General features: G+C 67.6%; 17 protein-coding genes. 5 read left to right on the forward strand and 12 right to left on the reverse strand.

Annotated elements, in window-relative coordinates:
- Window positions 1-17 precede the first annotated feature (17 nt).
- Both WKB88_RS07780 and rsmI read right to left on the reverse strand, forming a co-directional pair.
- On the reverse strand, window positions 18-1,499 hold the full coding sequence (locus WKB88_RS07780; protein ID WP_341393967.1) for an NAD-dependent succinate-semialdehyde dehydrogenase: 1,482 nt from the start codon (window positions 1,497-1,499) through the stop codon (window positions 18-20).
- Window positions 1,500-1,731: 232 nt separating this feature from the next.
- Entirely contained in the window at window positions 1,732-2,556 is an 825-nt protein-coding gene (gene rsmI / locus WKB88_RS07785) for a 16S rRNA (cytidine(1402)-2'-O)-methyltransferase (protein ID WP_341394244.1), read from the reverse strand.
- A 196-nt stretch (window positions 2,557-2,752) separates the two neighbouring features.
- Here rsmI and WKB88_RS07790 point away from each other — a divergent pair, with 196 nt between their 5' ends.
- Complete coding sequence (locus WKB88_RS07790) at window positions 2,753-4,390, forward strand: dolichyl-phosphate-mannose--protein mannosyltransferase (RefSeq protein WP_341393968.1); 1,638 nt, start codon at window positions 2,753-2,755, stop codon at window positions 4,388-4,390.
- A 42-nt stretch (window positions 4,391-4,432) separates the two neighbouring features.
- The gene (locus WKB88_RS07795) at window positions 4,433-6,247 is read left to right on the forward strand and encodes an AMP-dependent synthetase/ligase (RefSeq protein WP_341393969.1); all 1,815 of its coding nucleotides are present in this window, start codon (window positions 4,433-4,435) and stop codon (window positions 6,245-6,247) included.
- A 97-nt stretch (window positions 6,248-6,344) separates the two neighbouring features.
- On the opposite strand, the gene WKB88_RS07800 is transcribed toward WKB88_RS07795, so the two are convergent.
- Together WKB88_RS07800 and WKB88_RS07805 are read right to left on the reverse strand one after the other, a co-directional pair.
- Window positions 6,345-8,009 carry a TIGR01906 family membrane protein gene (locus tag WKB88_RS07800; protein ID WP_341393970.1) on the reverse strand — a complete coding sequence of 555 codons (1,665 nt, stop codon included), beginning with the start codon at window positions 8,007-8,009 and terminating at the stop codon, window positions 6,345-6,347.
- Between the two features lie 205 nt (window positions 8,010-8,214).
- Window positions 8,215-9,210, reverse strand: a complete 996-nt coding sequence (locus WKB88_RS07805; protein ID WP_341393971.1) for a stage II sporulation protein M — start codon at window positions 9,208-9,210, stop codon at window positions 8,215-8,217.
- Between the two features lie 64 nt (window positions 9,211-9,274).
- Between WKB88_RS07805 and WKB88_RS07810 the strand changes: the two genes are divergently transcribed.
- Window positions 9,275-10,078, forward strand: a complete 804-nt coding sequence (locus WKB88_RS07810; RefSeq protein WP_341393972.1) for an RDD family protein — start codon at window positions 9,275-9,277, stop codon at window positions 10,076-10,078.
- A gap of 29 nt (window positions 10,079-10,107) precedes the next feature.
- Here the strand turns inward: WKB88_RS07810 and WKB88_RS07815 are convergent, their stop codons facing one another.
- The 4 genes from WKB88_RS07815 to WKB88_RS07830 all read right to left on the reverse strand — a co-directional run bounded on the left by WKB88_RS07815 (window position 10,108) and on the right by WKB88_RS07830 (window position 13,676).
- Entirely contained in the window at window positions 10,108-11,364 is a 1,257-nt protein-coding gene (locus WKB88_RS07815) for a L,D-transpeptidase (protein WP_341393973.1), read from the reverse strand.
- Window positions 11,365-11,506: 142 nt separating this feature from the next.
- Window positions 11,507-12,985 (reverse strand): adenosylhomocysteinase, encoded by a 1,479-nt coding sequence (gene ahcY, locus WKB88_RS07820; protein WP_341393974.1) that lies wholly within the window; start codon window positions 12,983-12,985, stop codon window positions 11,507-11,509.
- An 8-nt stretch (window positions 12,986-12,993) separates the two neighbouring features.
- Entirely contained in the window at window positions 12,994-13,200 is a 207-nt protein-coding gene (locus tag WKB88_RS07825) for a hypothetical protein (RefSeq protein ID WP_341393975.1), read from the reverse strand.
- Window positions 13,201-13,295: 95 nt separating this feature from the next.
- Window positions 13,296-13,676: a DUF3499 domain-containing protein gene (locus WKB88_RS07830; protein WP_341393976.1), complete on the reverse strand. Its 381-nt coding sequence runs from the start codon at window positions 13,674-13,676 to the stop codon at window positions 13,296-13,298.
- A gap of 107 nt (window positions 13,677-13,783) precedes the next feature.
- On the opposite strand from WKB88_RS07830, the gene WKB88_RS07835 reads away from it, so the two are divergent.
- Window positions 13,784-14,296, forward strand: a complete 513-nt coding sequence (locus WKB88_RS07835) for a metallopeptidase family protein (RefSeq protein ID WP_341393977.1) — start codon at window positions 13,784-13,786, stop codon at window positions 14,294-14,296.
- Between the two features lie 21 nt (window positions 14,297-14,317).
- Here WKB88_RS07835 and WKB88_RS07840 read toward each other — a convergent pair whose 3' ends face one another.
- Genes WKB88_RS07840 through WKB88_RS07850 form a run of 3 tightly spaced genes read right to left on the reverse strand, consistent with a single transcriptional unit; the run spans window position 14,318 to window position 20,072 of the window.
- A complete protein-coding gene (locus WKB88_RS07840; RefSeq protein WP_341393978.1) occupies window positions 14,318-15,964 on the reverse strand; it encodes a DUF5719 family protein in 1,647 nt (548 codons plus the stop codon).
- Complete coding sequence (locus WKB88_RS07845; protein WP_341394245.1) at window positions 15,964-19,590, reverse strand: glycosyltransferase family 2 protein; 3,627 nt, start codon at window positions 19,588-19,590, stop codon at window positions 15,964-15,966. Before WKB88_RS07845 ends, WKB88_RS07840 begins: the two co-directional genes overlap by 1 nt.
- A complete protein-coding gene (locus WKB88_RS07850; RefSeq protein WP_341393979.1) occupies window positions 19,536-20,072 on the reverse strand; it encodes a WhiB family transcriptional regulator in 537 nt (178 codons plus the stop codon). The genes WKB88_RS07845 and WKB88_RS07850 overlap by 55 nt, the downstream gene beginning before the upstream one ends.
- A 320-nt stretch (window positions 20,073-20,392) precedes the next feature.
- Here WKB88_RS07850 and WKB88_RS07855 point away from each other — a divergent pair, with 320 nt between their 5' ends.
- Complete coding sequence (locus WKB88_RS07855) at window positions 20,393-21,130, forward strand: TIGR03089 family protein (protein ID WP_341393980.1); 738 nt, start codon at window positions 20,393-20,395, stop codon at window positions 21,128-21,130.
- Here the strand turns inward: WKB88_RS07855 and WKB88_RS07860 are convergent.
- Window positions 21,108-21,722, reverse strand: a complete 615-nt coding sequence (locus WKB88_RS07860) for a GtrA family protein (RefSeq protein WP_341393981.1) — start codon at window positions 21,720-21,722, stop codon at window positions 21,108-21,110. The two genes, WKB88_RS07855 and WKB88_RS07860, sit on opposite strands and share 23 nt — an antisense overlap.
- Between the last annotated feature and the right edge of the window lie 181 nt (window positions 21,723-21,903).

A 21,903-nucleotide genomic window follows, 5' to 3' on the forward strand; every position in this document is an offset into this window, starting at 1 on the left:
AGCCGTCGGAAGGGCCGTTAGCCGTCTGACGGGTCGGCGATGCCAACGTACTGCGTGTAAAGGTACTCTTCGATGCCCTCGGCTCCGCCTTCGCGGCCCAAGCCGGACTGCTTGACGCCGCCGAACGGTGCTGCCGCATTGGACACGACACCGGCGTTCAGCCCGAGCATGCCGGTTTCCAGCTTCTCGCCGATGCGGAGGCCGCGGTTCAGGTCCTCCGTGAAGACGTAGGCCACCAGTCCGTATTCGGTGTTGTTGGCCAGGGCGACGGCTTCGTCCTCAGTGGCGAAGGTGACGATCGGTGCCACGGGACCGAAGATTTCCTCCTTGAGGATCCGGGCATCCGCGGCGACGTTCTTGAGCACTGTCGGCTGGTAGAAGTAGCCCGGTCCGTCCACCGGAGAGCCGCCCACCACAGCCGAGGCACCGCCGTCGACCGCGTCAGTAACCAGCGAGTGCACCTTGTCGCGGCTCTTCGCGTCAATCAGCGGGCCGATCTTGGACTCGTCTTCGGTACCGCGGGCCGTGGTCATGGCACCGACCTTGGCAGCGAACTTCTCCGCAAATTCATCCACCACCGATTCGTGCACGATGAACCGGTTCGCAGCGGTGCAGGCCTCACCCATGTTCCGCAGCTTGGCGGCCATTGCACCGGCCACGGCCTTGTCGACGTCGGCGTCCTCGAAGACGACAAACGGCGCGTTGCCCCCGAGCTCCATCGACGTGCGCAGAACCCGGTCCGCGGCGTCACGGATCAGGCTCTGGCCCACAGGGGTGGAGCCGGTGAAGGAAACCTTGCGCAGGCGCTCATCCTGCATGATCGGCCCGGTCACATCGCCGGCCGAGGTGGTTGAAACAACGTTCAGGACACCGGCGGGCAGACCTGCCTCGACCATCACGGCGGCGAAAAGCTGGGAGGTCAGCGGAGTGAGCTTCGCGGGCTTGAGCACCATGGTGCAGCCGGCGGCAACCGCGGGGGCAATCTTGCGCGTGGCCATGGCCAGCGGGAAGTTCCACGGCGTGATCAGGAGGCACGGGCCCACCGGCTTCTTGTTCACCATCAGGCGGGACTTGCCGTCCGGGGACATGCCGTAGCGGCCGGAGATGCGGACGGCTTCCTCGGAGAACCAGCGCAGGAATTCGGCGCCGTAGGTGACCTCGCCGCGGGCTTCGGCCAGCGGCTTGCCCATCTCAAGGGTCATCAGCAGTGCAAAGTCCTCGGCCCGCTCCGTCACCAGCTCAAAGGCCCGGCGCAGGATTTCCCCGCGTTCCCGCGGCGCCGTCTTAGCCCAGGAGTCCTGCGCGGCGGCAGCGGCATCCATTGCCAGGGCACCGTCTTCGGCGCTGGCATCAGCAATGCTCAGCAGAACTTTTCCGGTGGCGGGATCTTCGACGTCGAAGGTCTTTCCGCCGGCTGCTTCCCGCCACTCGCCGTTGATCAACAGTCCGGTGGGAACCTGAGCCAGCAGTGCGGCTTCTCGGTCAGCAGTAATACCCATGGGGATGCCTCCAAATTCGACAGTGGTTGCCCGGGCGCGTTGCCCGTCATCTGGACTCACCGTATGCGCGTGCCGTTCCGACTGTAAAGACAGAAGTGCACCATGACGTGACGGCTTGACTGTGCACTTGGCCAACGCCTGCCCCCTTCGCGAGATGGCAGAAACTGCGTCTCTCAGCGCTGGGAAGGACACTTACTGCCAGTTCGCGGGGAGTAGGTGCCCGGCAGGCAGGTCAGCTGCGGGCAGCCAGAACCGCGGAGTACAGCTCGCGCTTGCTGATCCGGGCGTCCTCGGCCACGGTGGCGACGGCATCCTTGAGCCGCGCGCCCTGGCTGATCAGGCCGTTCACCGCAGCAACGTGGTCTTCGGGCAGCTCGGGAGCCGATTCCCCGGCTCCGGCGACCACGACGGCGATTTCCCCGCGGATCTCGGACGTTTCGGCCCATTCGAGCAGTTCGCGCAGCGGACCCCGCAGCACCTGTTCGTGCAGCTTGGTCAGTTCGCGGGCGACGGCGGCACGGCGGTCGCCGCCGAACGCCGCGTCCAGTGCGCGCAGCATCGGTTCCAGCCGGTGCGGTGCTTCGAAGAACACCATGGTGCGCTGTTCCGAAGCCAGGTCCTGCAGCCGGGCGCTGCGTTCCCCGGCCTTCCGGGGCAGGAACCCCTCAAAGCAGAACCGGTCGGTGGGCAGCCCGGACAGCGCCAGGGCGGTGAGCACGGCGGAAGGCCCGGGTGCCGCAGTGACGGTCAGCCCTTCCTTCGCGGCAGCCTCGACCAGCCGGAAGCCGGGATCGGACACGGCGGGCATGCCGGCGTCGGTCACCATCAGCAGGGTGGCGCCGCCCCGCACCATGTCGAGCAGATCCGCGGTGCGGGTCGCTTCGTTGTGCTCGTGATAGCTGATGATCCGTCCGGTGGTGGTGATCTTCAGCGCGGAAACGAGCCGGTGGAGCCGGCGGGTGTCTTCGGCGGCAATGACGTCGGCAGTCTCCAGCAGGCCGATCAGCCGGTTGGTCGCATCCCCCATGTTGCCGATCGGAGTGGCCGCCAGCACGATCTGCCCCGCCGCTGCGGGACCGGCCGGGGTGCCTGAAGCGCCGCCGGCCGACGTACCGGCGGCAGCGGTTGCGCCGCCGTCGTTCTGCGTGTTCTTGGTGGTGCCGGGCCCGGTGCTCTTCTTGCTGGAATTCACCATCTAACCCTACGCGAGTTGGGGGAACGGAACGCCCGGCGGCAGCTATAGAGTGGAGCGCGTGAGTCTGACCGTGAGCGAGACCCCAGCCCCCGGCCCGGCGCCGCTTGTCCAGGACCCCCGTGAGGCGTACCGCTTCACCGCGCTGCGGAACCGCCTGCTGGGATGGGCACCGGGCACCACGTTTTCCCTTGGCCTCTGGGGCTGGCTCCTGCCCCTGATGGCCGCCGTCGTCGGCGGGGTGCTGCGTTTTGTCCGGCTGGGGGAACCGCGTTCCCTGGTCTTCGACGAGACCTACTACGTCAAGGATGCCTATTCGTATCTGGTCTCCGGCTACGAGCGTGAGTGGCCCGAAGACGCCAACGCCTCGTTCAACGCCGGCATCCCGGACATCCTGCTGGACACTCCCGAGTACGTGGTTCACCCTCCCGTGGGGAAGTGGATGATCGCTGCGGGGATGGCGGTCTTCGGCGCGGACAACAGTTTTGGCTGGCGTTTCGGTGCCGCGCTCACCGGCACCCTGACCGTCCTGCTGGTGGGCCTCATTGCCGTCCGGCTCTTCCGTTCGCCGCTGCTCGGCGGGATCGCCGGACTGCTGCTGGCCGTCGACGGACACCATCTGGTGCATTCGCGCACGTCGCTGCTGGATGTCTTCCTGACCTTCTGGATCGTGGCCGCTTTCGGTGCTCTGCTGCTGGACCGCGACGACGGACGGCGCCGGCTGGCGCGCAAGCTCTCCGCCGGGGCACGCGGAGGACCGCCGCCGGCGGGAGCCCTGCTGTACGGTCCGTGGCTGCTGTGGCGGCCCTGGCGGCTGGCCGCGGGCATCTGCCTGGGCCTGGCTGTCGGCACCAAGTGGTCGGCCCTGGCCTTTGTTGCGGTTTTCGGCCTGATGACGGTGCTCTGGGACGTGGGAGCACGCCGGGTGGCCGGCATCCGCTCCTGGCCCGCCGCGGGGCTGCTCAAGGACGGAGTGCCCGCCTTCTTCACGATCATTCCGGCCGCGGCGCTGGCCTACCTCGCCTCATGGACCGGCTGGCTTCGGTCCTCCGACGCCTACGGCCGCAACTGGGCGCAGGACAACCCGTCGCAAACCTGGGGCTGGCTGCCCGACTGGCTGCGGTCCCTGGCTGAATACCACCGCAGCGCCTACAGCTTCCACAACGGCCTCAGCTCTGAACACACGTACGAATCCAGCGCCTGGAGCTGGCTCTTCATGGGCCGCCCGACGTCGTTCTTCTACGAATCGGCGACGCTGGGTGTTGACGGGTGCACCGCCGACTCGTGCAGCACGGCCGTCTCCGTGGTGGGAAACCCCCTGATCTGGTGGGCGGCTGCGCTCTCCCTGCTGGTCCTCCTGTTCTGCTGGATCGGCCGCCGCGACTGGCGTGCCGGAGCGGTGCTTGCCGGCATTGCCGCCGGCTACCTTCCGTGGTTCGCGTATCCGGAGCGCACCACGTTCTTCTTCTACGCGGTGTCCTTCGAGCCGTTCCTGATCCTGTCCCTGACCTGGGTGCTGGGGCTGGTCCTGGGCCGGAAAACCAATCCCCTCCCCCGCCGCCGGGCCGGTACCGCGGCGGTCGCCGTGTTCCTGCTGGCAGCCGTTCTGGTGAGCGCATTCTTCCTGCCGGTCTGGACGGCCGAAACTATCCCGTATTCTGACTGGCGGCTGCGTATGTGGATGCCCAGCTGGATTTAGTCTCATTACCCATGTGCGCAGGCACAGAAAGAGAGGCCAACGGTGCGCGAATCCGCCACTGATTTACTGGTCCATCTCCCCGCGGAGTCGAACATCACCGACATCCTGGTGGGACTGCATGCGAAGACCCCCAACCATCCCCTGTTCTCACTGAAGAGCGACGGCGGATGGAAAGACGTGACCGCCAATGACTTCCTGGCCTCTGTCAGCGAGCTGGCCAAGGGCCTGATTGCGCGCGGCGTCCGCCCCGGCGACAGCGTGGCCGTCATGTCCAAGACCCGTTACGAGTGGACCCTGGTGGACCTGGCCGTATGGTTCGCCGGCGCCGTCACCGTGCCCATCTACGAGACGTCCTCCCCCTCGCAGGTGGAGTGGATCCTTGAAGACTCCGGCGCCGCCCATGTGTTTGTCGAAGATGCCCGCAAAGCCGCGGTTGCCTCCGCTGCCGCTGCCGCCGGCGACCTTGACGTCCAGCTGTGGCTGATGAACAACGACGACGCCGAGGGCGCCTTCAGCGAACTGGCCGCCGCCGGTTCCGCCGTCGACGATGACCGGCTGGAAGCCGCACGCACCACAGCCGGGCTGGAGTCCGTGGCCTCCATGGTCTACACCTCCGGAACCACGGGCCGTCCCAAGGGCTGCGAAATCACGCACGGCAACTTTGCCCTCTTTGGGGTCAACATTGTTGAGTTCCTGCCGGAAATGCTCAAGGAAAAGGACGTCAGCACGCTGATGTTCCTGCCGCTGGCGCATGTGCTGGCCCGTGCCGTGCAGGTTGGCTGCCTGGCTGCGGGCGTGCGCGTTGGCCATTCCGGCAGCGCCGCGGACCTGATGGGCGACTTGAAGTCCTTCCAGCCCACGTTCCTGCTCGCCGTTCCCCGGATTTTCGAGAAGATCTACGCCGGGGCGCAGCAGTCCGCCGAGGCGGCCGGCAAGGGCAAGCTGTTTGCAGCAGCCGCGGAAACCGCAGTGGCGTACTCCACCGCCGTTGACGCCGCCTCCCGCGGAGGCAGGGGCCCGTCCGTGGCGCTGAAGCTGCGGCACAAGCTCTTCGACAAGATGCTGTATCCGAAGGTCCGCAACGTGTTCGGCGGCAAGCTGACCTACGCCATCAGCGGCGCGTCCGCGCTGAGCCCGCAGCTCTCGCACTTCTTCCGCGGCGCCGGCGTGATGGTGCTGGAGGGGTACGGCCTGACCGAGACGACGGCGCCGGCCACCGTGAACACCGTTCCGCTCTCCCGTGCCGGTTCGGTGGGCCTGGCCCTGCCCGGAACCGCCATCCGGATTGCCGACGACGGCGAGGTGCTGATCAGCGGCGCCGGTGTCTTCAAGGGTTATCACAACAACCCCGAAGCCAACGCTGCCGCCTTCACCGGTGAATGGTTCCATTCCGGGGACATGGGGTCCCTGGACGAGGACGGTTTCCTGTCGATCACGGGCCGGAAAAAGGACATCCTGGTGACGGCCGGGGGCAAGAACATCGCCCCCGGACCGCTGGAAGAGAAGATCCGGGAGCACCGCCTGGTGTCCCAGGCGATCGTCGTCGGCGAGGGTCGGCCGTTTGTGACCGCCCTGCTGACGCTCGACGACGAGACCCTGGCGGCATGGGCCCGCGAAAACGGCTCAGCGGTGACCGCGAAGACGGCCGCGGATGATCCTCTGGTCCGCGCTTCCCTGCAGGAAGCGGTGGACGCGGCGAACGCCACGGTCTCCCAGGCTGAGCAGATCCGTAAGTTCACGGTGCTGCCGCAGGACTTCTCCCTGGAGTCCGGCCACCTGACGGCAACGCTGAAGCTGCGCCGCAACGCAGTGATCGCCGACTACTCCGCCGAAGTGGAGAAGCTTTACACGAAGTAGCCTCACGGCCTTTTGGCCAGAAAAAGAAACTGCACGCCTCCGGACGGAGACGTGCAGTTTCTTTTTGTCGGCGCCGGGTGCGGCGGACCGCCTCCGGTTAGACAGCTTCCAGCGAGTCGAGGTAGCGGCGGCGGGCCGCTTCCTGCTTGCTGCGGGCGCGCTCCCTCCGGGCCTTCGTAGGCCAGGCGCAGACCAGGACGATAAGGCAGGTCAGCAGCACGAGAGCGGCAATGGCGATTCCGGCATCCATCCAGAACTGGGCCGGGAAGAGCCGGATCAGGGTGTCATCCATCCGGAACGTCCAGTTGCCGTTGGCGAAGAAGATCGTGTGCACCTGGGTGAAGAAACTCTCCCAGCCCAGGACCGCGGTCACGATCAGGGCGCCCACCAGCACCAGGGTCAGCACCGCACCGGAGAACAGCGCACGGCGGATTCCTCCGGGGCTGCGCTTGGCCAGATACACGCAGGCGAGCAGGCTCAGCACGGCCATGGCCAGCGCCGAGACAAACGCGATGGTCAGGACGGTCTTCACATCAGCCATGTGGCTGACTTCGCTCTCCAGGTACAGCGGCTCTCCGCCGGTGGTGACTAGGTCGCCAAGGTAGCGGGCGCCGGCGAAGTTCAACAGGTAATCCACGGCGTAGGAACCGTAGGTCATCCGGTCGTCGGTGGAGAAGCCGTAGCTGTCCGCCGGGAACCCCGGCCGGTGGTACTCGATCCAGAGGAAGACGGGGGTCGCGACGGCGCGGATGGCTGCCGCGAGCAGCATCACCGGGAAGAACACCGCAATCATCACCTGCAGGATGCGTGCCAGGACAGGTTTTGCCGCCCCGGCCCGTTCCCGTTCCTCGGTCCGTCGGCGGGCTTCCTCCTCGGAGATCTCGTCATCGGCATCCCGGTGGACCGGCGTGTCCTCGCCGGGCAGGGCACCGGACGGGTCCGCGTCCCCGGTTCCCTTCCCGGTGTCGGCAGCCGACGACGGCGATGCGCCGGCGGACGTGCTGATCCGGGCGGTTTGAGGTGCGGCCGCCGATGCACCGGACGCAGCCGCAGCGGAGCCGGCAAGCGCTCCGGCGCCGGCAGCGGCGAGCGGCGTTGCGCCAGCAGTTGCGCCAGCAGTTGCGTCAGCAGTTGCGGTCCCGGTGGCTGCGGTGTCCGAAGCTGCGGACTCGGAGCTTGCAGCCTCGGGAGCAGCTGCGGCAGCAGCGGAAGTCCCTGCTGTTCCGGAGCCGCCGGCTGCATGACTGCCGGACGGAGGCAGGGTGGCGTTGATGTCTCCCGCCTGCTTCAGCTCCTCCTCCGACAGATCCGCGTAACCGCTCAGGTTGGGCATGGTGCTGGCACGGCGCATGGGCAGGCTGCTGCGCTGGGCCAGGGAGGGATGTCCTCCCGGAACGACGTCGCCGTCGGCCCCCGCGGCACTGCCGCGGGTCTCGGCGCCGACAACTGCAGCGTCGGCCGGTGTTCCTGTGGCATCGGCAAAGGCAGCGTCCCAGTCGTCGTGGTCCAGACCGTCGTCGGCGGGGCCGCTCTTGGTGTTCCCGGCCGCCGCTTCGGCCGTTGACGCGTCCGTTCCTGCAACACCCGTTCCTGCAGCCGCCGGGGCTTCAGCACCGGTTCCTGCAGCGTGGTCACCGCTGACGATGGTTTCGCTGGCGTCGCTAAGGCCGTCTCCGCTGCCCGATTCGGTCCGTTCCCGGCCGGTATCTGCGGAGCCTTCGGGCGTCGGTTTTTGCTGGGGGGTATCGTCCTGGCTTGCCACTACTTCCTCTTTCACTTCCCTGGCCTGTCAGTACGGCCTTTTTGCGGATTCCGGTGGGCTTTCGGGCTCCATCCTCCTTCGACCCTACCGGGAGAGCGCAGCGGGAATCGGCAGCCACCCCGAACCGGCTGCAGTGTCCACCCGACCGTTATGCTTTTGTCGCCTCCTGCGGCTGCCGCCGGAGGGCTTCCGCAGTCGGTTCGGTTCACGCAGTCCGCAGCGCATCCCCGCTGTCGCGCCGGGACAGGTCGCCGCGGTGCCCCTCCCGGTAGGCCCGCCCGCCCAGGACCAGCGTGTAGGCCCAGTAGGCGCCGAAGAGCGCCGCACCGATCGTCATCCGCAGCCAGGTGGGCAGCGGCGAGGGGGTGACAAAACCCTCCACGAGACCGGACAGGAACAGCACGATCACCAGGCCCAGCGCCACGGTGAACAGCGACCGGCCCTCGGCGGCGACGGCGGTTGACCGGGTTTGCCGGCCCGGCGCCACCCACGCCCAGAAGATCCGCAGTCCGGCAGCCACGGCTATGAACACGGCCGTCAGCTCCATGAGGCCGTGCGGCAGGATGTAGCTGAAGAAGACGTCCAACTCACCGTAGGCGGCCATCGTTCCGCCTGCTATCCCCACGTTCAGGGCATTCTGGTAAAGGACATACGGCCCCCAGATCCCGGTGATCCCGAAGGCAACGGACTGAAGTGCGATCCAGGCATTGTTGGTCCACACCTGGCCCGCAAAAGAGGCGGCGGGGTTCTCGGAGTAGTAGGCAGCGAAGTCCCGCTCCACGTATTCCCGGACCTGCGCATCCGATCCAAGCGCCGCGGAGATGACTCCGGGCGTGGACGCCGCCCACATGCCGGCGAGCCAGGCCGTGAGGATAAAGGCTGCTCCCACGACAAGGGTCAACCAGCGGAGCCGGTAAAAGCCCGCCGGAAGGGCAATCACGAAGAAGGACACCAGGTCCTCGAGGAAGTTCGAGCGGGCGCCGGTGAAACGGGTCCTGGCACGGGAGAGCCGCATGGACAGAGCCGCGGACAGGGCACCTTCGGGGGCCACCGACCGGATGGTGGACAGATGGGCGGAGGTGCGCCGGTACAGCCGCAGCAGCTCGTCAGCCTCCTCGCCGCTGAGCCGGCGGCGCGCTGAAAGTTCGTCCAGGCGCTGCCAGTCCGGAGCGTGCACTGCGCTGAAGGCATCCATATCCACGACTACACCCTAACGCTGGGTACAGTGGAGTTCCCACCACGAATTGCCGCTGCGAGGAGTACGTGTGAGTTCGATCGTCACCGGAGAAGCCGTTGTCCTTGAGCTGCGCCCGGCCTCGTTCGCGGCACGCGCCCTGAGTTCCATCATCGACGTCGCCGCCCAGCTCGTGGTGCTTTTCGGACTGCTGGTGCTTTTCGGGAGGACCCTCGGGCAATCCGTGGATCCTGCGCTCGGCACCGCCCTCATCCTGGCGATCGTTGTCCTGGTCATGATCGCCGCGCCGGTGGCGGTGGAAACCCTGACCCGCGGCAAGTCCCTGGGGCGCCTGGCCATGGGCCTGCGGATTGTGCGCGACGACGGCGGTGCGGTGCGCTTCCGCCACTGTTTGATCCGCGGCATGACAGCCGTCCTCGAGATCTACCTGACCTTCGGATCGCTGGCTTTTGTGGTGGCGATGTTCAATGAGAAGTCCAAGCGCATCGGCGACCTGATGGCCGGGACCTATTCACTGCGGGAACGCATTTCCGCGCCGCCGCTCCCGCAGGTCGTCGTGCCGCCGTCGCTGCGCACGTGGGCGGGACTGGCAGACCTGGGCCGGCTGCCGGATGCGCTGTCCCGCCGGGTCTCGCGCTTCCTGACCCAGAGCGCCCGGCTCTCGCCGCAGTCACGCAGTACGCTGGCCGCCGAACTGGCAACTGAAGTTTCGGCCTATGTCTCCCCGCAGCCGCCGGCCGGCACCTTTCCCGAAGATTTCCTCTGCGCCGTCACCGCCGAACGCCGGGACCGCGACTATGTGTCGCTCTCCCGGCAGCGCGAACGCACCGAACAGCTGGGCCGGCGGCTGCACCGCCTTCCGTTCAGCCGGTAAGCCGAACAACCTGCCAGCCGAACAGCGCCCTACTGCTTGGGCTGGCTAACCCACTCCGCCCACGGCACGTTCCAGTCCCCGAAACCGTCCCAGACGTACATCGGCCCGTAGCCGGTGTTCAGGACCTGGACTACGTCGCCGGCGTCGAAGTTGTCGTAAATGTATTTGGCGCCTTCGGGGCTCATGCCGATGCAGCCGTGGGACACGTTCGCCACGCCCAGCACCGGCTGGGCGGACGGCAGGGCCTCGTGGATGAAGGCTCCGCCGTTGGAAATCCGGGAAGCATTCTTGGCGGTGACGGGTTCGTAATAGTGCTCGTCCCCGGGTTTCAGTCCCAGCGACTCCGCCTTGAACGGAATGGTCTGATGCTGGTCCATGATCACGTGGTAGCCGATGGTGGACGGCCAGTCCTCGGTGCCCAGCGTGACGGGGAAAGTGCGGGTCAGCACGCCGTCGATGTAGACGCGCATCATCTTGTCCGCGTTGTCGACAACGGCCAGCCGTGTGTTGTGCGTGGTAAAGGTCGCGGTTTCGTTGAAGTTGCCGATCATCCCGTTGCCGAAATCCACCCCGAAGAGCTGCATGTCAACGGTGATGGTGCTCTGCGGCGCCCAGAATTCCTCGGCGCGGTAGCGGACCTGGGTGTCGCTGATCCAGTAGAAGGCACCCACCTGTCCGGAGCTGGACGTGATCTTGATGGATGCTTCGACTTCCGCCTTGTTCAGCACCGGTTCGCTGAACCGCAGTTCGATCGGCTGCCCGATGCCCACAGTGGTTGCGGACGCCGGATACATGACGGCGTTGGCTTCGTTGGCCGGCGTGACAGTGGTGAACCTGCGGGTTTCGGTGCTGGTTTCGCCGTTGGCATCGGCCAGTGTGTAGGTCAGTTTGTACGGCGTGTTAAAGGCCAGCGGTGCTGCCGCCGTCCACACGGTTTTATCAGCGCTGATTTCCCCGGGAACCGGCTCGCCTCCCGCATCGGGCATCAGCTCCGCCGATTTCACCGTCCCCTCCTGCACGGTGATCACGGGAAGCGACGCAGGGTTCACCTCAACGGCGTCCGCGTCGGGGGTGACAACGGCAACAGGCTTGGGAACGGAGGGCTTATCGGCGGCAGCCGACTGGGAAGAAGAGGCCGAAGACCCGCTTCCGGACTGGCCGGCCTGGCTTTCGCCGTCGAGCCAGGACGACGACGTCACTGCAGCGGCGCCGCCACCGATCAGAACGACTCCGGCCACGGCGGAACCGATGATCCAGCCCCTGCGGCTTTTTTTACCCTGTGCCATAACTGCTAACCAATGCTTCCCGGTACTCGCGACCAAATGCGGAGCTACCATGCCCCCCGCGACATTGTACGGCACCCAGGTATGAGCGGCGGCTCCGGGCCGCGGCCCCGGAGCCGCCGCGGAAGGGGGCTGGCTTGCGGATTTAGTAGCGGTAGTGCTCCGGCTTGTACGGTCCGGCAACGTCAACGCCGAGGTATTCGGCCTGGTTCTTGGTCAGTTCAGTCAGCTCGACGCCGAGGGCATCCAGGTGCAGCCGGGCCACTTTCTCGTCCAGGACTTTGGGCAGCACGTAGACCTGGTTGGCGTAGCCGCCTTCCTCCACCGATTTGCCGTGCTTGGTGAACAGCTCGATCTGCGCGATGGTCTGGTTCGCGAAGGAGTTGGACATAACAAACGAGGGGTGGCCCGTGGCGTTGCCCAGGTTCAGCAGCCGCCCCTCGGAGAGCACAATGATGCTGCGCTGTTCCGCGGTGCCCTCGTCGAAGATCCACTCGTGCACCTGGGGCTTGATCTCCACCTTGCGGATGCCCGGGGTCTTGGCGAGGCCGGCCATGTCGATTTCGTTGTCGAAGTGCCCCACGTTGCCCACAATCGCCTGGTGCTTCATCCGGGCCATGTGCTCGGCCATGATGATGTCCTTGTTGCCCGTGGTGGTGATGAACAGGTCGCCCTGTCCGAGCACCGATTCCAGCCTGGCCACCTGGTAGCCGTCCATTGCGGCCTGCAGGGCGCAGATGGGGTCGATTTCGGTGACGATCACCCGGGCGCCCTGGCCGCGGAGCGCTTCCGCCGCGCCCTTGCCGACGTCGCCGTAGCCGCAGACCACGGCCACCTTGCCGCCGATCAGCGTGTCCGTGGCCCGGTTCAGGCCATCGGGCAGGGAATGCCGGATGCCGTACCTGTTGTCGAACTTTGACTTCGTCACGGAGTCATTGACGTTGATGGCCGGGAAGAGCAGCTGGCCCTCCGCTGCGAGCTGGTACAGCCGCAGCACTCCGGTGGTGGTTTCCTCGGTGACGCCGCGAATGCCCTTGGCGATTTCGGTCCATTTGCCGGGCGTTTCAGCCAGGGAGCGGCGCAGGACGTCCAAGATGACCGTGTATTCGTAGGAGTATCCCGGGTCCCCCTCCTCCGGGTTCTCCGGCACGGCGCCCGCAGCCTCAAACTCGACGCCCTTGTGCAGCAGCATGGTGGCGTCGCCGCCGTCGTCAAGAATCATGTTCGGCCCGCCGGAGCCTTCAGGCCAGGAGAGAATCTGCTGCGCGGTCCACCAGTACTCCTCCAGGGACTCGTTCTTCCAGGCGAACACGGGCACGCCGGCCGGTTCCTCAGGGGTTCCGCTGCCGACGACGACGGCGGCAGCTGCCTCGTCCTGGGTGGAGAAGATGTTGCAGGAGGCCCAGCGGACCTCGGCGCCCAGGGCGGTGAGGGTTTCGATCAGCACGGCCGTCTGCACGGTCATGTGCAGCGATCCGGCGATGCGGGCGCCCTTGAGCGGCTGGCTGGGACCGTATTCGCGGCGCAGTGCCATCAGACCGGGCATTTCATGCTCGGCCAGGCGGATCTGGTGGCGTCCGGCTTCAGCCAGGGACAGGTCGGCTACTTTGAAATCGAAGCTCACGGGAATCCTCAGTTCGAAGTGGCGGGAACGGAGTCGGAAGCAGCTGATGCCGAGGGCGCCAGCAGAACCGGAATTCCCTCGTCCAGAACATAGCGGACCCGGCGGCCGGCGGCGTCAGGAGCGGTCGAGACCAGCTCGCCGTCCACCTCTTCCAGCGGAGAACCCGTTACGGGGCAGCGCAGAACCGCCATCAGGTCGGCAGTGAGTGTGGCCATGGATTGCAGCACTTCCTTGGATACGTCGATGCCGTGCTCGGTATACGCGGCGCAGGCCCCCAGACTATCCCTTCCGCCTACCGGTTTCGCGGTGCCTAGACCTCTTCGCGGAGCACGCGCAGGTGTGCGCGCCGCGTTCCGGGAGTCTCCGCCGGGGCTTCCAGCGCGTGTTTGCCGGTGCGTTTGGGTGTTTCCGCTGCAGGTGCCTCGGCCGCTTCCCGCACGGCATCCACGAGGGCGGACAGATCGTCGCGGCTCGGGGTCCGGGGCTGGCCCGAAAGGTTCAGCCGGACCACTTCCCATCCCAGGGGCACGGTCAGGCGGGCCGCGTGGGCGCTGCACAAATCGTAACAATGGGGTTCGGCGTAGGTTGCCAGCGGTCCCAGCACCGCGGTGGAATCGGCATAGACGTATGTCAGGGTGGCGACAGCCGCCTGTCGGCACGCTGATCTGGAGCACAGTCTTAAGGAATCCACGGATGACCACTTTACCCGGCACAGCCGCCGGGGAACGGCAGGCTCGCCGAAAGACCGCCACCTGAAAACAGTGCACGCACGGGGGCTAAAGCGGTTACAGTTCTTATATGTCCAGCGGACCAACTCTGAGGGTGGATCTCGGCCCCGACGACGGCTTTGGCTCTGCGTCGGCCGGCACCGGCCGGCGGCGCCCCTTTCACCGGCGGCGCCGCAACCGGCACGGGCGCGGCTTGCGCGGCGAACTCATTCCCGCCCACCTGGCCGGATTCCGGTCCCGTTCGGAACGGTTTGACGCCTGGGTCCTGGAGTCGGCGCAGCGCCTGGAACGTCTGTGGGGCGAGGACATCCAGACCTACCAGTTTGTCGTCCAGGACATTCCCCCGGGCCTCGAGGAACTGGCCGCAACGGGCGGGCACCTGCCCTTCGGTGCCGGCGCTCCGGCCGAGGGCCCCCGCCCCGCGGTGATCACCGTGTACCGCCATCCGGTGGAGGCTGCGGCGCGCGGCCTGGTACCGGTCAGCGAACTGATCCACGACGTCGTCGTGGAACAGCTGGCCACCCTGATGGGCATGGATCCGGAAACCGTCGACCCCACCTACGGACGTTTCCGCCCGCTGTAAAGAGCCGGCGAACCGGAGCGGCTAGTAGCCCAGGGCCACCGGAACGCTCAGGCCTCCGACGTTCCCCTTGGGCAGCGGCAGCACCGACACCCCGGGTCCGGCGGCCGCAGTGACCACCTGGGCGCCGTAAACGGCATCGCCGGTGGTGCTGATCAGCACCGCAGCCAGGCCCGACCCGACGCCGGCGGCCGGCACGTTGACCGTTGTGCCGGCGGCCACTGACACCACCTGCTCTTCCTGCAGGGCGCCGTCCTTGCCGATCCCGGTCAGGCGAACTTCGGCATCGCCGGACGGAGCGGCAAAGGAGAGCACGGAGTTGGCGTTCGGCAGCACCGCCAGGTGTTCGCTGCCCAGCCGCTCACCCGAGGGCGCGACGGCGATGTCAACCGGTGCGTCCACCTCGCTCCCCCGGCTGGAGACTACGCCGGAGACCACCGAGACGTCGGCGGTCACCTCCACGGTGTAGGTTCCTTCAGCCAGATCGGGCAGGGGCAGCTGGCCCACGCTTCCGGCCGGGACGGTGAAGACTCCGCCGCCCGGTATCGCTGCTTCGCCCTCCGGGCCGAGGACTTTGACCGAGACGACGGCGTTGGTGCTGCCCGGAACCGCCACGTGCACGGCCGGCGTCGCGAACTCAAATCCGCGCTGCGCCGCCACCTTCTTGGTTGCGGCGGGATCCTGGATGCGCACGCCGCTGATCACCTGCTGGGGGGAAGCGGCAGCTGCCGGCTGAAGCAGCTCCACGCCCCCGGGAGTGAGCCCGCGCAGGATGCTCTGCTGCACCAGGGCGGTGACCGGCCCGCCGGAGCTGCGCACATGAACCGCTGCCGACGGTTCGTTGGCGGCCAGCCCGGCCATGACGATCGATTTGGTTTCGCCCGGAGGAACCAGGATTCCCCGGGTGCCCGTGCCCTCGACCCTTCCCTTGGAGCCGAAGACTTCCAGGTCAACCGTGGCTGCGCTCTCTGACGGGTTGGTCAGCCGCAGTACGGCAGTGGCACCCACCGTGGTGCGCACCCCGGCAATCCACATGTCGTTGCCCGGTGCCTGGCAGTTCGCGGCAGCCACGCCCGAAAGGTCTCCGTCAGCGGCGGCAAAGGTGACAACGGCGTTCGCTGTGGCCTGCAGGGTGCCGGCGGGCTCGGCGCTCAGCACGCTGACATCGGAAACATCGAGGTGGCTGACGATGCCGGCGCTGCGCACCCCGGCGAGCGGAGCTGCGTCCGGATCATCTTCGGCAATGGTTTTGAGTTCAGTGGCGCCGTCCGCCCGGAGCAGCGAGGACACCGGCACCGGGTTGCCGGGCCCGCTGAGGACCGCGGCGCTCAGCGACGTCCGTGCCGACGCGGATACCGGGCTGAACTGCGGATCCGTTCCGGCCACGTCGCCGGAGAGCAGCCGCAGCGGTTCGGGACAGACCGCGGTCAGCGGGCCGGCGGGAACTTCGGCCGCGGCAACGTCCACGGTCCTGCCGGCGGTTCCCGCCTCCACCACCTGCGACCCGGCCACCACTGCCGCGGCCGCGGCAAGGACCAGAACGCCGGCGGCGGCCGTGGCGGCCCGCTGCCGCCTCTTCTGCCGCCGGGACCGGGATTCCGCCCGGCCCGACGGCGCCGGCTGGACCTTGGACGCCTTCGCTCCGTTGCTGCCCGAATCCTTGCGGCTCATCAGCGCATCCCTTCCGTCGCGCCGGATTCTCCGGAGGCGTTCACTCTGTTGTCTTCCGGCTTGGGCCGGATATCTTCGGCCACCGTTCGGTGAACGGGCTGCTCCAACGGTGCTGCCGGCGTTGTGCCCGCCGGCGTTGCTCCCTCCGGCGTTGCCCCTTCCGGCTCCGAACGGACCGATCCCTGCCGGCCCGGCAGCCGGACGGGTCCGGTGCGCTTCCGCGTCGGCAGAGCCAGCAGCACGGTCAAGGCGATCACCAGGACCTGCAGTGTGCCCACCCAGGGTTCCCACCCGGTGGTGTAGCCGATTTCCAACTCTCCTCCCCCGGCCGGAAGCTCAAAGGCCTGCGCCCAGCCGTCCGCCGTCGCCGGCAGGGGCGAACCGTTCAGGCTTGCCCGCCACCCGGGATCGGAGCGTTCGGCGAGTACCAGCAGCCGGCCTTCATCTCCGGCCGGGATGGACCCGCGGACATCGGTGCGCCCGGACGGGACCACTGCCTCCACGGTGCCGTCAGCCGCCATGATGCGGACCCGGCCGGTCAGCTCCGAAGAGTTTTCGGTTCCCTGTTCGTCAAGCTGTCCGGCAACCCGCCAGAGCCAGCCGGATTCCGTCTGCCCCACCGGGGTCAGCCCGGGAACCGAATCCATTTTCCCGGCGAGCAGCTCGGCCGAGGTATCGGACTCCTGCAGGACAACGTAGCCAACCCCGAGACGGGACAGCTCTCCGCGCGGATCCACGCCGGTTCCGGCCGTGATGACGGCGACGGCGCGGCGCAGGTCTGCGGCGGCGTCGTCGTCGGCCGCGAGCTCCTCGCCGTTAACCGGCCCGGTGACCGCACGGGCTGCATAAATGGCGGACATGCTGTCCAGCGTGGTGCCGCCGTTGCGCATCAAAGCTGCCGTCACGTCGTCGTTGGCGTCGGTATGCAGCAGCAGCGTCCTGATGCGTTCGTCGCTGCCGCCCTTGTCCGCGGCGGTGGCGGGAAGAGTACGCTCCGCAGCCGGACCCACCAGGAACCCGGTGCCGTTAGCCCCGGCAACTGCCTCGCCGGAGCCTGCCAGCGGGATGGTCCACAGGGCCAGGCTCGCCGCGGGGCCAAGTGCAAGGAGAATTCCCAGCAGCACGGTGACCGGACGCGCTGTCCGGCTGCCCGGTGTGCGGGAATCGCCGGCGGCAGAGGTGACGCCGGACGTGCCGGTGCTGGCGTCGGCGGACCGGCCCGCCGTTTTCCGGCGCGCCAGCAGGGTGTCCCCTGCCAGCAGGGCCGCGCACAGCTGCAGGAACACCGCAGCTGAAACCAGCGGGCCGGGGAACGGCGTTACCAGTGCATCGGGTGCGGCCCCCGTTGCCACAAAGGCAGATCCCCAGCTCAGGAGAAGAGCTCCAATGCTCAGGATCCAGGCCAGCCGCGCCGGTGCGGCGCGGGGACCGGCAAAAAGTGCGGAGGCGGCCAGAGCCGCGACGGGAGCTCCGATGACCAGGGCAAGAACCAGCGGCCAGGGTCCCGCGGGCAGGAATTCCACGGCAGGGAGGGAGCCGTGGATGTCAAAGGCGGCCGGGAACCCCAGAAGCTGCTGCCAGAGCGCAGCGGGATCGAAGGCCAGGGGAACTCCGGGATCGGCAGCCAGCGCGCGGGGGCGCCCCAGAGTGGAGATCACCAGGGGAAGCAGCAGCGCTGCGGACGGCAGCAGCGACCACCAGAGCGTCCGCGCACGCCGGTGCAGCCGGACGGACAGCAGCAGCACGGCCGCAGCGGCCAGGATGAAGAGCACGGGTGCGCAGGCTGTAAGGACCGCCAGCAGCAGTCCCGCGGCGGCGGCCGCCGCCCAGCTGGGCACGCCGCCGGTGCCCGGGGACAGGGTGCGCGGCGCAGCGTGCAGACGTTCAGCGGGTCGTCCCCCGCTTTCGGTACCGGGCCGTCCGGCCCCTACGGCGCGCAGCACGGCCAGCACGAACAGCGGCAGCAGGATGTGCGCAATCAGTGCGCCGAGGCGGCCGTCGCCCAGCGCCACCTGCAGCGCCGGCGCAGCGCCCCAGAACATGGCGGCCCAGAAACGCAGTCCCCGGTGCCGGGTCAGTGCCCCGGAAGCGAACCAGGCGCTGAGCCCCGCCAGCGGCATTGCCGTCAGCATCAGAGCCACCACTGCTGTGTTGGTGTTGCCCAGCCCGGCGGCCCCGAGCAGCCACAGTACGTAGTCGAACGGATCTCCGTGGCCGGGGTAACCGGTTCCAAGCTCGATCCACCAGGACGAGGCATTGGACCAGATTTCTCCCAGCCGTCCGGACAACGGCAGCAGCGCGCCGCCGGCAAGGGCCGGCGCGCCGACAAACCGGTGCAGGGCGATCAGCGATGCCGCCAGGAGCGCCAGCACTGCCGCTACGGCACCAACCCCTACCCAGGCACGGGAAGGAGCAGCCAGGGAGGCAAAGTCATCGTTGGAATCACCGCTGGGCTCGAAGGAACCGGCGTCGCTGCTCGCGCCCATCAGGCCGGCGGTCTCCGAGGCGTCCGAACCCGCCCGCTCCCGCGCCGGATAGTCCGCCGGTTCGGATTCGAAAAGGGAGCGGCGGTGTTCGCGCACTTCGCGGGGCCCCGTACGCAGGGCATGAACCGCACTGCGCGGTCGGGTCCGGGTGGCCGCAGCGGCGCGGCGGGAGCGGTACAGGTCCAGCGGGCGCAGCACGCCGCCGATGCTCGCGGTAAGGGAGGCCAGCGCATAGCCGGGGTCCTTGGCGAGCATGCCCAGGAAGAACCGGCCGAAACCGCCCAGCACGGCGCCGACCATCAGGAAGGGCACCTGCCACAGGGGAGCATGTTTGAGGCGCAGGAAAATTTCGGCCCGGCGCAAGGCGCGGGCGGAGGCAGCGGTGTTGGGCCTGCTGCCGGCGTGGCGGACCTTCGCGGCCGGGACAACAACAACGCGGTGTCCGGCGAGCCGGTTGCGCCAGCACAAATCAATGTCATCACCGGTGCCGGGCAGGGCCGGGTCAAAACCGCCCAGGGCCTCCCACACATCGCGGCGCACGAGCATGCCGGCTGAGTTCACGGCAAATATGTCGCTGCGCGCGTCGTACTGGCCCTGGTCAAGCTCATCGGCGTCAATCAGAGTGACGCGTTCGGCCCACCGGCTGATCGAGACGCCGACGTCCACGAGCAGCCGGCCGTTCTCCCAGTCAACCTGCTTGGTGCCGGCGATCGTAACCGAGGGTGCACGCTCCACTGCCAGCAGCAGCTCCTCCAGGGCCTGCGGCGCGGGGGCGGAGTCATCGTGGAGCAGCCACAGCCAGTCCACGGTTCCGTCCGCGGGTGCCGGTGCGGCTTCAGCGATTTCAGCCAGACCGGCCAGGACGGCGGTGCCGAAACCTGCTTTTGCCGGTGCGGTCACCACCGGGCTGCCGGCGGGCAGGAACTGCCGCAGAAGATCAGCGGAACTGTCTGCGGAGCCGGCGTCGACGCCGATGCAGACGTCAGCCGGCCGGGTTTGTCCGGCCAGCGCGGTTAAAGTTTGGGGAAGGTACTGTGCGCCGTTGTGGGCAACAACAACGGCACAAACACGAACGTGCGAAGGAATTAGACTGCCTGCTTCCGAAGCCGGCGGCGTTCGCGCTCCGACAGTCCGCCCCAGATGCCAAACCGCTCATCGTTGGCGAGGGCGTATTCCAGGCACTGGGAGCGAACGTTGCAGGCCGCGCAGACTTTCTTGGCGTCGCGGGTGGAGCCGCCCTTTTCCGGGAAGAAGGCCTCCGGGTCCGTCTGGGCGCACAGTGCGTCCGACTGCCAGCCGAGCTCGCCGTCGTCGTAGTCGTCGCTGAGCCCGGGCAGGCCGATCCAGACGGGCCGGGTGTCCTTCTCCGCGGGAGCCGGGAACAGGGCGACGGGCGGATCGAGGAGGAGTTCCTCGTCCTCCGTGTCCGGAGCCAGTGCTTCATGGGCGGCCAGGAACGCGGTGGCCTGGTCTTCCAGTCCGGCGGCGTCGCGGCGGTAGCGCTCGGCGGCCCCGGGGTCAGCCGGATCCACGTACCAGTCCACGGGCACGCCCCGAGAGCCGTAGCTGGCGGATGCCTGCGCGGCGATGGACTGATCGTGCGTGTATTCTGCCTGCCCCATGGAAGACCTCCCGGTGTTTTTGTCCCTGCAGCGGATCTTTGAGCCCTGCCAGGCACAATCAGCCTGCTTGGAATGCATCTTGGTGGTGGATTGCTGGAACAAATCCGATACCTAATTACACGCGTGTAATACGATGCCGTCAAGCTGTTTCGGCATCCTATAGAGTCGAGACGTCAGATCCCGGGCACGCCACGCCCGGATTTCGGCCTGTGAGACCGGCGCGTCGCAGTTGCGTCCCGGGTTTTAATTCCCGCCGGCGGATCCCTGCGAGGTCTCCCGCAGCCGGCGCAGCTCCCGCATCCACAGGAAAGAGGCCCGAAATGCCCGCAAGGATTTCCGTTCCCACCATACTGTCCACTCTGCGCACCCGGCAGGCAACCTCCCCGGCTTTGATTTGGTACGGCCCGGCATCCGAGCGGATTGAGCTCTCCGGCAAGGTGCTGGACAACTGGGTCGCGAAAACCTCCAACCTTCTGGTGGACGAGCTCGACGCCGAGCCGGGCATCCGCCTGCGGCTGGACCTTCCCCCGCATTGGAAAACGCTGGTCTGGGCTTTGGCCGCGTGGCAGACGGGCTGCACGGTGCTGGCGGGGGATGTCTCCGACGACGGCGCAGCAGCCGGGGCAGCGGACGTTACGGTGACCTCTTCGCAGGAGGTGCTCGACGCCGCGGAGGGAACCGTTGTGGCGGTGGCTCCGGGAGCGCTGGAACTTCGGTGGTCCGGCGGGCTCCCGACTGCCGCCGTGGACTACGCCGCCGAGGTGCGCAGCTATGCAGACACCTACCTGGCCGGGGAGGAGGCCGGGGAAAGCTACACCGCCCTGCACTGCGGCGGAGGGCAGGGTTTGACCCTCACCTACGCCCAGCTGGCGGAAGCAGCCGGCGGCGGGCCGCTGCAGACGCTGCTGGTTCCGGCCGCGGCGGACCTGCCCGCAGTGCTGGCCGCCGCGCTCCGTACATGGGCTGCCGGCGGCACGGTGGTGCTTGCGGCACCGGAAGTGGAGATCACCGAGCGGCTGATCGCCGCCGAGAAGATTACTGCCCGGCTGGAGGAGTAGGCTCCGCTTCCAGGCTCGAGCGCCCGGAGGATGCGGCGGGCGGCGCAGCGTTGGGCGTCTCCCTGACGGTCCGGGCCGGAGCGGCGCCGGGCTTCCCGGCGCCCTTGTCGTCGAGGAGTTCGTAGTCGTCTTCAAAGCCGGGCTCGTTGTCCAGCTCGTTGTTGAAGACCCAGAACCGGTAGGCAAAGAACCGCAGGATGGTGGCCACGCCAATGCCGACGACGCCGGCGAATCCGAGCCACTTGGCATCGGTGATGCCCAGCGGATACTGGGCAACCCACGTGAAACCGCTGGAAATGATAATGCCCACGCCGTTGATGATGAAGAAGAGAACCACTTCACGCGTCACGTTGGCCTGGCGCCGGCGGCGGAAGGTCCAGAAGCGGTTGGCCACCCAGGAGAAGAGGGTGGCAACCAGGGCGCTGATGACCCGTGCCTTGGTGGCGCTGCCTTCAAGGGGCCCGTGGTACAGAATCCACCACAGTCCGTTGTCCACGACGAAGGCGACAGCACCTACGGTGCCGAATTTGGCGACTTCACGCCAGAACAGCGAAGCCAGCCCTCTAATGCGCGCAGACAGTGATGAAAACATGATCCTCCGAGGCCGTTGGTGCGCCGCCGGCCGGAATTGCCGAAGCTGGACACAGTATCCGCCGCACAGGAAACGCGGACGGTAAGGGCACAATATTACCCCCGGTTGATGGGAGCTGTCTGAGGGTGGGGGGCGAACCGCACTCCACAAAAGAGGATTTCGGTCTCTTTTCGGTAACCTA

Source organism: Arthrobacter sp. G119Y2, assembly GCF_038069765.1.
GTDB lineage: Bacteria > Actinomycetota > Actinomycetes > Actinomycetales > Micrococcaceae > Arthrobacter_B.

Coding starts and splice junctions, on each gene's coding strand:
- WKB88_RS07780 (WP_341393967.1), bottom strand. CDS start 1,499: ATGGGTATTACTGCTGACCGAGAAGCCGCACTGCTGGCTCAGGTTCCC.
- WKB88_RS07815 (WP_341393973.1), bottom strand. CDS start 11,364: ATGGCACAGGGTAAAAAAAGCCGCAGGGGCTGGATCATCGGTTCCGCC.
- WKB88_RS07825 (WP_341393975.1), bottom strand. CDS start 13,200: ATGGCCACACTCACTGCCGACCTGATGGCGGTTCTGCGCTGCCCCGTA.
- WKB88_RS07835 (WP_341393977.1), top strand. CDS start 13,784: ATGTCCAGCGGACCAACTCTGAGGGTGGATCTCGGCCCCGACGACGGC.
- WKB88_RS07840 (WP_341393978.1), bottom strand. CDS start 15,964: ATGAGCCGCAAGGATTCGGGCAGCAACGGAGCGAAGGCGTCCAAGGTC.
- WKB88_RS07850 (WP_341393979.1), bottom strand. CDS start 20,072: ATGGGGCAGGCAGAATACACGCACGATCAGTCCATCGCCGCGCAGGCA.
- WKB88_RS07855 (WP_341393980.1), top strand. CDS start 20,393: ATGCCCGCAAGGATTTCCGTTCCCACCATACTGTCCACTCTGCGCACC.
- WKB88_RS07860 (WP_341393981.1), bottom strand. CDS start 21,722: ATGTTTTCATCACTGTCTGCGCGCATTAGAGGGCTGGCTTCGCTGTTC.